The organism is uncultured Chryseobacterium sp. (genome assembly GCF_913776365.1).
Classification (GTDB): Bacteria; Bacteroidota; Bacteroidia; order Flavobacteriales; family Weeksellaceae; genus Chryseobacterium.
The window spans coordinates 1-9,435 of the sequence record NZ_CAJYMO010000296.1 but is presented as its reverse complement, the minus strand read 5'-3'; the positions used below and the strand labels follow the sequence as shown (position 1 = coordinate 9,435).

At 48.5% G+C, this 9,435-nt stretch carries 11 protein-coding genes; all 11 read right to left on the bottom strand.

The genetic code is table 11. The features are described from left to right. The coding region (locus tag QZ735_RS15505) for a ThiF family adenylyltransferase (RefSeq protein WP_294250191.1) at positions 1-182 on the bottom strand (182 nt) is incomplete at its 3' end. 9 nt (positions 183-191) lie between these two features. After that, complete coding sequence (locus QZ735_RS15500) at positions 192-419, bottom strand: MoaD/ThiS family protein (RefSeq protein ID WP_294250188.1); 228 nt, start codon at positions 417-419, stop codon at positions 192-194. 5 nt (positions 420-424) lie between these two features. Then, positions 425-922 carry a molybdopterin-binding protein gene (locus tag QZ735_RS15495; protein WP_294250185.1) on the bottom strand — a complete coding sequence of 166 codons (498 nt, stop codon included), beginning with the start codon at positions 920-922 and terminating at the stop codon, positions 425-427. A 2-nt stretch (positions 923-924) separates the two neighbouring features. Continuing rightward, the gene (locus QZ735_RS15490) at positions 925-1,659 is read right to left on the bottom strand and encodes a sulfite exporter TauE/SafE family protein (protein WP_294250182.1); all 735 of its coding nucleotides are present in this window, start codon (positions 1,657-1,659) and stop codon (positions 925-927) included. A gap of 131 nt (positions 1,660-1,790) precedes the next feature. After that, positions 1,791-2,969, bottom strand: a complete 1,179-nt coding sequence (gene glp / locus QZ735_RS15485) for a gephyrin-like molybdotransferase Glp (RefSeq protein WP_294250178.1) — start codon at positions 2,967-2,969, stop codon at positions 1,791-1,793. Beyond that, positions 2,966-3,559 carry a nucleotidyltransferase family protein gene (locus QZ735_RS15480; protein ID WP_294250174.1) on the bottom strand — a complete coding sequence of 198 codons (594 nt, stop codon included), beginning with the start codon at positions 3,557-3,559 and terminating at the stop codon, positions 2,966-2,968. Before QZ735_RS15480 ends, glp begins: the two co-directional genes overlap by 4 nt. Continuing rightward, positions 3,559-4,539 (bottom strand): GTP 3',8-cyclase MoaA, encoded by a 981-nt coding sequence (gene moaA / locus QZ735_RS15475; protein ID WP_294250171.1) that lies wholly within the window; start codon positions 4,537-4,539, stop codon positions 3,559-3,561. The genes QZ735_RS15480 and moaA overlap by 1 nt, the downstream gene beginning before the upstream one ends. Continuing rightward, positions 4,536-5,666 carry an XdhC family protein gene (locus QZ735_RS15470; RefSeq protein WP_294250168.1) on the bottom strand — a complete coding sequence of 377 codons (1,131 nt, stop codon included), beginning with the start codon at positions 5,664-5,666 and terminating at the stop codon, positions 4,536-4,538. Before QZ735_RS15470 ends, moaA begins: the two co-directional genes overlap by 4 nt. A 240-nt stretch (positions 5,667-5,906) precedes the next feature. Next, positions 5,907-8,060, bottom strand: coding sequence for a molybdopterin cofactor-binding domain-containing protein (locus QZ735_RS15465; RefSeq protein WP_294250165.1), 2,154 nt, complete (start codon positions 8,058-8,060; stop codon positions 5,907-5,909). 15 nt (positions 8,061-8,075) lie between these two features. Further along, positions 8,076-8,714 (bottom strand): c-type cytochrome, encoded by a 639-nt coding sequence (locus QZ735_RS15460; protein WP_294250162.1) that lies wholly within the window; start codon positions 8,712-8,714, stop codon positions 8,076-8,078. Positions 8,715-8,734: 20 nt separating this feature from the next. Continuing rightward, positions 8,735-9,202 (bottom strand): (2Fe-2S)-binding protein, encoded by a 468-nt coding sequence (locus QZ735_RS15455; RefSeq protein ID WP_294250159.1) that lies wholly within the window; start codon positions 9,200-9,202, stop codon positions 8,735-8,737. Positions 9,203-9,435 lie beyond the last annotated feature (233 nt).

The following is a 9,435-nucleotide window of genomic DNA, read 5'->3' as shown; positions in this document are numbered from 1 at the left end:
CGGTCATGATCAGCAATCCAGATAGTGCCCACCCCCGCTGCTGCCAGGTACTGCAGCACCGGACAGCCCAGTCCGCCGGCCCCGATGACCAGTACGGATGACCGGAGCAGCCTGTCCTGGGCCGGTTTTCCAAAGCCGGAAAGGCGGTAATGCCGTGAATATCTTTCGTTATTGTGTTCCATATCCTGATTTTATCCTCCGGAATAGGGCGGCATCAGCGCCACCGTATCGCCGGCTTTGAGTTCTGCATTGCCATCCGTCAGTTTTTTATTGACGGCTACGGCATATTTTATTGCTGACAGTTCCGGAAACTGTCCGTCAAGTATGGTTCTCAGGCTTTCGGTATCCGAGGCTGCCACGGCCAGTTCTTTTCCGGTAATTTCAGCAATCCGTCCAAAAGCGAAGATCTTAATTTCCATCTTGGTTAATCTACTTTATTGATGATGATTTCCGAAAGGTTTTTAACATACCTCCTTCCGGTTGCTTTGTCCCCAGGCGTAATCAATGTAATTCCTTCTTTATTATCTGCAATGGAAGTACCACCCGTACCGGTGATCAGCATCGCCTGTTTCTCTGCGGTAGAATTGAAGATTTCATTCCAGGAATACACTACCTTGTAGCCGTCTTCAGCAATACACACAAGATAAAACATGCTGAGGTCTTTGGGAGATGCTGCATTGAATTTCACCTGTTCCAGCAGATCTTTCAACAGGACACCTTTCAGGTTTTTCAGGTTTTTTTTAAATTCCAGCTTATGGTTCAGGATATCGATACTGGTGATCTGATGGGTTTCGTATTTCTTAAGATCTTCCAGGCTTACGATGACCGGTTTTTCAATGGTACCTGTAACTTTTACCGAAGGCAGTTTCTGTGCGCTGAGCCATACGGTGATGAAAAGAAGAAGAATACTGGTATATTTCATATTTAAGCTTTTGTGAATAACAATTTGTACGATGCCATCAGCAAAACGCTGGCCAGCACATACTTCAATACGTTCTGATTGAATTTTTTCGAGCCCAGATAAGCCCCGAGCAGGCCGCCTGTAAAGGCCACCGCTACATACATCAGCATGTGATCGGTAAACCGGATTCCCTGGGTCACCATGCCGCCCAGTCCGGACAGGGAATTCACAAAAATGAAGGCAGCACTGATGGCTGCAGTCTGTTTCTGGTTGGTCCAGCGCAGCAGGAGCAGGATGGGTGAAAGGATAATTCCGCCCCCGATCCCGATCATCCCGGACAGCAGTCCCACGATTCCGCCGGTAATTACGGCTACCGGAATATTCATTTCTTTCAGCTCATCATCACCGGCATTCCTGAAAAAGAAAAACCGGAATACCGGAAACAGCAGGAGGATGCCGAGAATCCTTTTATAAATATTTTCTTCGATGCTCATCATGCCGCCGATAAAGGCCAGCGGGATGGATGCAGCAGCAATGGGGATAAACAATTTTTTAAGAAAGTAACCGCCCCGGTAATACTGGATAAAGGAAGTGAGGGACACAAACAGGTTCAGTACAAGTGCCGTAGGCTTCATTTCTTCCGGGGTTACACCGTAGAGGGCCATTAAGGCAAGATAGCCGCTGGCACCGCCGTGCCCTACTGCGGAATAAAAAAAGGCTACAGCGAAAAGGATAATATAAAATAGCTCGATACTCATTGATTTCGTTTGAATGATGTTGGCCTATGGCTGACAGCGATGGCTGTTTACAGTTGTTCTTTAATTTTAATAAGCCGGACCTAAACGGATTTCCTGTTTGTTAACCCTGACTTTGTATGATTATGATGCTTCTATACCGGAAGCAGATGAACCTCCACATGGTCTCCTTTGCGGCATCCCTCCGATTCTTCCGGCAGTACGATAAAGCAGTTGGCCTGGGAAAAAGAATGGAGCCGGTAGGACTCCTGGGCATGCAGCGGCGTTACTTTCCCTTCGCTGTAAAATGCTTTCAGGAAATGGGTAAGGCCCTGTGGTTTGCTGTAGTCGTGGCTTGTTTCGGCTTCCATTTTCCTTACTGATGCGGGAAGCCCTGTCAGTTGTTCCATTGCAGGCAGTACGTATTCATAAAAACAGGTCAGCGATGAAGACGGGTTACCGGGAAGACCGAACACCAGTTTTTCATGAAAAGTCCCAAAAAACAGCGGTTTGCCCGGTTTCTGCCTGATTTTATGGAATTTTTGCTGTACTCCGCATGTTTCTGCTGCATGGGTTACAAAATCATAATCCCCCACGCTTACTCCGCCGTTCAACATAACTACATCACTGACATCCAATGCCTTTCGCAGGACTTCAGCCAGTATTTCAGGATCATCTTCTGAGGTGAAGACCTTTACTTCCGTAATGCCTGTTTTCCGTAATGCTGCTTTTAGCTGATACGAATTGGCTTCATACACCTGCCCGAAAGCCAGCGGTTTTCCCGGTTCCTGAAGTTCATTGCCCGTCATTATAATAGCGATAACAGGCGGCTGGTACACTTCTACCCTGCTGCAGCCTATTCCTGCGAGGAACCCGATGGCCGCCGGGGAAAGAACGGTTCCGGCAGGCATGGCCTTTTCCCCTTCTTTTACCTCAGATCCCTTCGGACGGACGTTAAGCCCCGGACTCAGTGCCTGATCGGTAACCGTAAGGTACTGTCTTTCAACCATTGTCTTTTCCTGCATCACTACGGTATCCGCTCCTTCCGGTAGCGGGGCACCGGTAAAAATCCTTGCGGCTTCCCCTTTTTGTATCACAATCGGCTGTGATGTTCCGGCTGCCATTTCTCCGGTAATAAGGAGCGGTGTTTCCCGGTCTTCAAATTTCAGGGCATAGCCGTCCATTGATGACTGCGGAAATGCCGGAATGTCAGTGCCGGCTGTCACATCTGAGGCAGTGACCAGCCCGGCCGCCTCATGCAGCGTAACCCATTTTGTTTTTCTTACCGGAATATGCTGTAAAATAATATCTTTTGCTTCTGTAACTGAAATCATTCTTTTTTACTGATCAATTTTTTATAATCTTCTATGGTATCAATATCCACAGATCCTTTTTCAAAAACTACGGCTTCTGTATCTTCCGGATGCCTGAGGATAAGCTTCCGGGCACCTTCCTGCCCGCTCAGACCGGATAGCCTTTTATCATAGGCCGTGCTGAACAGCACCGGTGTGCCCAAAGCACCTGAATAGGCTGAAGCGATGATCCCTTTTCCGGACGATTCTTCTTTCCTGATCAGTTCAAGAAAAACAGCAGCGGAAATATGGGGCTGATCGCAGACGGTAAAAATATACTGTTGCGTCTCGGGATAGCATTGCTGCATTGCCTGAAGACCTGTGCGGATGGAAGAGGACATTCCCTCTTCCCAATCTCCGTTCCTGACCCGCATAACAGTTCCGGCTTCCCTTTCTATTTCGGTGTTTTCATTTCCCGTAACGACGATAACACAGGAAGTAACGGCAAGTGCCTCTTCAATAGTTTGGCGCAGAAGCGTTTTGCCCCGGTAAGGAAGAAGCTGTTTAGGCTGCCCCAACCGGGAAGAATTGCCTGCTGCAAGTATGATGATGCCTGTTTTCCTGCCTTCCATTATCCACCTATCGTAATCATACTCCGGTTTTCAATTGTTGCCGCATCGATGTCCTGGAACAGTCCGGAAAACTGTCCGCCAAGGGCTTTTGCCTTGGACCGGATTGTGGTTTCAATCAACGGGGCAATATCCTGTCCTTTCCGTAGTGCAGACAGCAAATCGGTCTCGCCTTTGGAGAACAGGCAGTTTTTCAGCTTGCCGTCTGCCGTAAGGCGGATCCTGTTGCAGGAAGAGCAAAAAGGTGCCGTCATGGTACTGATCACTGCAAAATTACCGGTAAATCCGGGTATTTTAAATCGTTTGGCAGTATCATGCGGTTCATGGTTCAGGGCAATGACACGGTACTTCGTCTGAACCTCAGTGAGGATTTCCTCAAGGGTAAAAACCTGGTTACTGGTCCACCTGTTGCCGCTGAACGGCATAAATTCAATAAAGCGAACTTCCACCGGGCTGTCTCTGGTGATGTTGATGAAATCCAGGATTTCATTGTCATTCAGCCCTTTCATCAGGACACAGTTGATCTTTACCTTAAAGTTGTTCTCAATAAGAAGATCAATGCTCTCCCTTACGGTCTGAAAAAGGTCCCGACGGGTAATCGTTTTAAATTTTTCCGCATCCAGGGTATCCAGGCTGATGTTTACTGTTCTTACCTTTGCCGAGATCAGGTTGGGGAGCAGCTCTTTTATCCTCACGCCATTGGTGGTCATGGCCAGTTCAATCCCCAGATTGCCCAGCTTTTCCAGGATCAGGGGCGCATCTTTGCGTACCAGCGGCTCTCCGCCGGTCAGTCTTATTTTTGTGACGCCTTCAGAAACAAAAAGCGCCGCAATGGTTTCAATTTCATCGGGCTGCATCAGTCTGGAAGCGGGTGCAAAAGCATATTTTTCATCAGGCATACAGTAAAAGCACCGGAGATTGCAGTTATCGGTGAGCGAAATCCGGAGATAGTCATGTATGCGCCCGAAGGTATCCGTTATCATATCGTGTGGTTATCCGTGGTAGCGGAATGAATTTTTTCTGTTTTATACTTCAGGGAATTTCCCTTTTTATTTTCCAGGACAGCTTTGATCTCTGCGACGATGGAGAGGGCGATTTCCTCTGCACTTTCAGCACCGATATCAAGGCCGACCGGACCGTAGATCCTGTCCCTCTGTTCAGGAGTTACCGGATAACCTTCTTGTTCCAGGTCACTGATCATCCTGGTTAACTTGGTCTTCGGACCCAGCGTGCCGATGTAACGGTTATGATGGCCCAGTATCGTTTTCAGGACAGTGAGGTCATACCGGTAATTATGGGTCATCAGGACAAAAAAGGTGTAGTCGTCTATGGCGATGCCTTCCAGAAATTCCTCGGCAGCCGCTACTTTTACCGTTTTGGCCAGTGGAAACCTTTTTGCCGTGGCGTGGGTGTGCCGGCCATCCCCTACGGTAATTTCCCATCCCAGGACAGATGCAATTTCCACCAGCGGTTTTGCATCATTCCCGGCTCCGGCAATGACCAGGGAAACGGCGGGAGGAATATATTCAACCAGTACCTCATATTCCCTGCTTTCATATTCCGTATCTTTCACGAATGAATTGCGGTTATCAAGCGCCGACTGAATATCACGGGATAGTGCATCTGTTATCTTTCCCGATGAAATCAGCTGCTTTCCATTGGAGAACATCAGTGTTCCGGGCTGCGAGGTCCCTCTTTTCAGGGAGAACAGGCATACCATTGCCGAATCCCTGCGCTCCTCTGCAACTTTGACCAGAAGATCAAGCGGATGATTTTCTGAAGCAGGATCAATATATTCAAACAGGATGTGAACAATCCCGTTACATCCGAGCTGCACCCCAAACTCGGAATCTTCATCATTGCTGGTATCATAAGTAATCAGCTTATTCTGTTGCTGATGGATGGCCAGCAGGGCTTTTTTCAGGGCATCACCTTCGAGGCAGCCTCCGCTGACGGCACCGGTGAGTTCACCATCTTCGGTTACGAGCATGCGGGCTCCCGGCTGCCGGTAGGAAGACCCTTCCACCTTAACCACAGTGGCCAGGGCAGTCTTCTTTCCTTCTGCTTCCGCTTTGTGGTAGGCACGGATGATATCATTGATCTCTTTCATAAAATACATTGTCAGCTTTTCCTGCTTGTGGTCCGATGCTTCCCATTCATTTATCGAAAGCTCACGGACAGAAACGGAATGCTGCATTCCTATACCATCAAAAATTAAGCAACTTTTGGTATTACCGGTATCAAATATGATAATCCTTTAAGGATCATCAGGAAATATTTGGCGTTGCACGGATTTATTCCGGTATCCTATTATCATGCAATCGTTCTCTACCATCTTTTCTCAGCGTATCTAAAGTTTTGCCAGATCGAAAGGCATGGTCCTTATTCTTTTTCCGGTAAGATCGAAAACTGCGTTGGCCAGCGCAGGTGCAAACGGCGGCAATCCGGGTTCCCCTACCCCGCCTGCATCTTCTTTGTTCTCCATGATATGCACCTCGATCGGCGGAATGTCATAAATCCTCGGCAAAGGATAGGCATAAAAATTGGCTTTGTTGGCCATACCGTCAGTGAAGGTCTGCTCATGCATGGTAGCAGCCCCCAACGCCATAACGATGGATCCTTCTACCTGGGCCTCAATAATATCCGGGTTGACGTACCAGCCACAGTCGATCACCGACCATATTTTATCGATCTTTATACCTCCTTCTTTCCGTTTTGAAACTTTCACCACCTGCCCTACGGTGCTTCCGAAACATTCGGTAACGGCTATTCCATACCCTTTATCCTGCCGATTTTTTTTCCAGCCGCTGACTTCCTTCAGCTTTTCGAGCAGCTTACGGCTTCTCTCATCTTCCAGGTGTTTCATCCTGAATTCCAGTGAATCCATGCCCAGGCTACCGGCAATTTCATCCATAAAGCTTTCATAGGCAAACCCGTTGGTAGAGGCATAAACGGATCTCCACCATAATACAGGGACCGGGGTCTCGAAAGGAATATCGGAGAAGCTGATATTCGGTATGGTTTTGAAGTAAGGTTCCATGAAACCTTCCGTCGTATTCTTATTGGCAACCCCTCTTGTTTTATCTGACCAGTGCTGAATGTTCTGTCCGGCCATCCGGAATTTCAGGGATACTACTTTTCCGTTTTCGATAATGCTTTCGCCCCTGTAGGAAACTCCCGGTCTGAAAGGCCCCTGGGTGGCATCATCTTCCCGTGACCAGATGACCTGGACCGGTGCACCCGCCTTTTTGGAGATGGCTACCGCTTCATTCGGGTAATCGGTGAAGGCCTTGCGTCCGAAGCCGCCGCCCAGAAACGTCATATTGACCGTTACCTTGTCCTGGGCAACCCCGAATTCTTTTGCAATTTCTTTCTGAATCCAGTCGGGAGCCTGAATCGGTCCCCAGATCTCAATTTTGTCCTCCTGATAATGGGCTACGCAGTTCAGCGGCTCGATGGCAAAATGGGACTGATAAGGCGTGTGGTACACCGAATCCAGTTTCTTGCGGCTGCCGGAAACCTGCATATCTGCTTTTCCCTGCTGTTTGGCAGGCAGTCCTTCCTCTGTCATCAGAAGCTGGCGGTGCCTGTCATAAACCTTCCGGGTATCCATATGCTCAAATCCGGAATCGTCCCAGGTAATCTTCAGGGCTTTCCGGCCCTGGAGTGCTGCCCAGCTGTTTTCTGCCAGTACGGCGATACCTTCGCGCTGGGTATCATATACTTTCATGCTGATCCTGAAAACGTCTTTCACGCCTTTTATCTTCCGTGCCGCCGTATCATCGAAGCTTACGATTTTTCCGCGAAGCCGGGGATTCCGTTCTACGGAGGCATAAAGCATGCCGGGGATCTTCTTATCCAGCCCGAATATGGCAGCCCCGTTGGTTTTGAAATGGGTATCGATCCTTTTCAGCGGTTTCCCGATCAGCCTGTATTCTGAACGTTGCTTTAAGGTTACTTTTTCAGGCGCCTTCAGCCGCGAAGCAGCCTGTACCAGCTCTCCGTAATGCAGCTTTCGTGAAGTTTTTTCATGAATAATGTTCCCGCCACGGGCAACGCACTCGTTTACCGGGACTTTCCACCGGTCCGCAGCAGCCTGCTTCAGCATTTCGCGGGCAGTAGCGCTGAGTTTCAGCAGGTTTTTATAGGAAGTCCTGATGGTGGAACTTCCTCCCGTTATCTGGCTTCCGTATCGGGTGTCGCCTTTAGCAAAGATCACTTCGATCTGGCTGAGGTCTACTTCCAGCTCCTCCGCAATAATCTGGGGAACCGAATGATAGGAACCCTGTCCCATTTCGGCACGGTGGTCTACCAGTGTTATTTTCCCGGTGGTATCGATAATGATCCATGAGTTTAAGGCAATGCTTTCGGCCACCGGTGTCTGTGACAGGATGACTTTTGCTCCGGAAGAGGCAGGAAAAATCCCCAGGCAGAGTGCTGCTCCGCCCAAGCTGGCGAGCTGCAGAAATTTTCTTCTTGAAAGGTCTGATTCTTTAGACATCATAATTTTTATTCAGCATTATTTTGCCGGGGCATAGGCACCGGTAGTGAGCCAGGTAATCCAGGCTTTTTTAAATTCCTGATGGGTAAGCGGCGGTTTTTTGAGGCCGTCTGCAGGATTGAATCCTGCCAGTACGAGCTCGTCATCAGCATGTTTGATGAGGTCTTCCATGCTTTTGTTGCCGTTCTCTTTTTTATTCATGAGCTGTTTTGCCAGCTGGTAAGGGCTTTTTCCTTCAAATACCATCTTCATATCTGCCGGCGGCAGGTGCCATTTCGGGTTTCCGGGCGGCATATGGAGACCGGGTGTATTTTCGTCCTGATGGCAGTTGGCACATTTCATGGCATAGAGGCCTTTTCCGTCCGGGCCGCGTCTCGGAAGCATGGTATGGATATGGCTGTCATCACCCTGCAGCGGAACATCGCCTGCCGGATGGCAGTTGAGGCACCGGGGGCTCATCAGCACTTTATAGACCTCACCGAAAGCTTTTACAGAAGCAATGCTGTCTTTCTTTACCACTGAAACGGGAGCCTGCGTCTTCTGAAAGCGCTGGGTTCCTCCTGCCATCCCGAAAACCGTCACGGAAGCCAGTACAACAAGCGAACCTTCAAACAGAGGCCTTAGCTTTATTTTGGGCGTATTGAAAAATGTTTTCATATATCTTGGTTGTCTTCCCGTTATACATTTCCTTTTTTCTGCAGCTCTGCCGCAATTTTGATTGCTTTTCTAACCCTCGGATAGGTGCCGCAGCGGCAGAGGTTCCCGGCCATCCCGATATCAATGGCGTTGTCATCGGGAGACGGATTTTCACGCAGGAGGACGGCCGCCGCCATAATCTGGCCGGAGTGGCAGTACCCGCACTGCGGAACATCAATTTCCTGCCAGGCCTTCTGTACGGGATGATCGTTATGCTGTGACAATCCTTCGATGGTAATAATCTCCTTTCCGACTGCTCTTTTTGCTTTTGTTACACAGGCACGTACCGCTTCACCATCCAGGTGAACCATGCAGGCACCGCATTGGGCAACGCCGCAGCCGAACTTTGTTCCGGTGAGCCCCAGGATATCCCTGACCACCCAGAGGATGGGCATGTCTTCACTGATATCCAGCTCATGCTGTTTTCCGTTAATATTTAATAAAACCATATCAATTTGTTTAATCTGATGAAATATTCCGGGTCTCTTCTACCTGATCCCGTAAAAATTTCATTCTAAATATAGTGATTTGTTTATGAATATGGAGTCAATAATTCATTATTGATAATAAATTAATTTTTTTCTTTTCATGCTTTATGATTGAAAACATACCAATGGCTGAGGTTTTGCATAACCAAAGCATCCGTAAATCCCCTGTATGAAACTGAATTTTGAAGAAATCT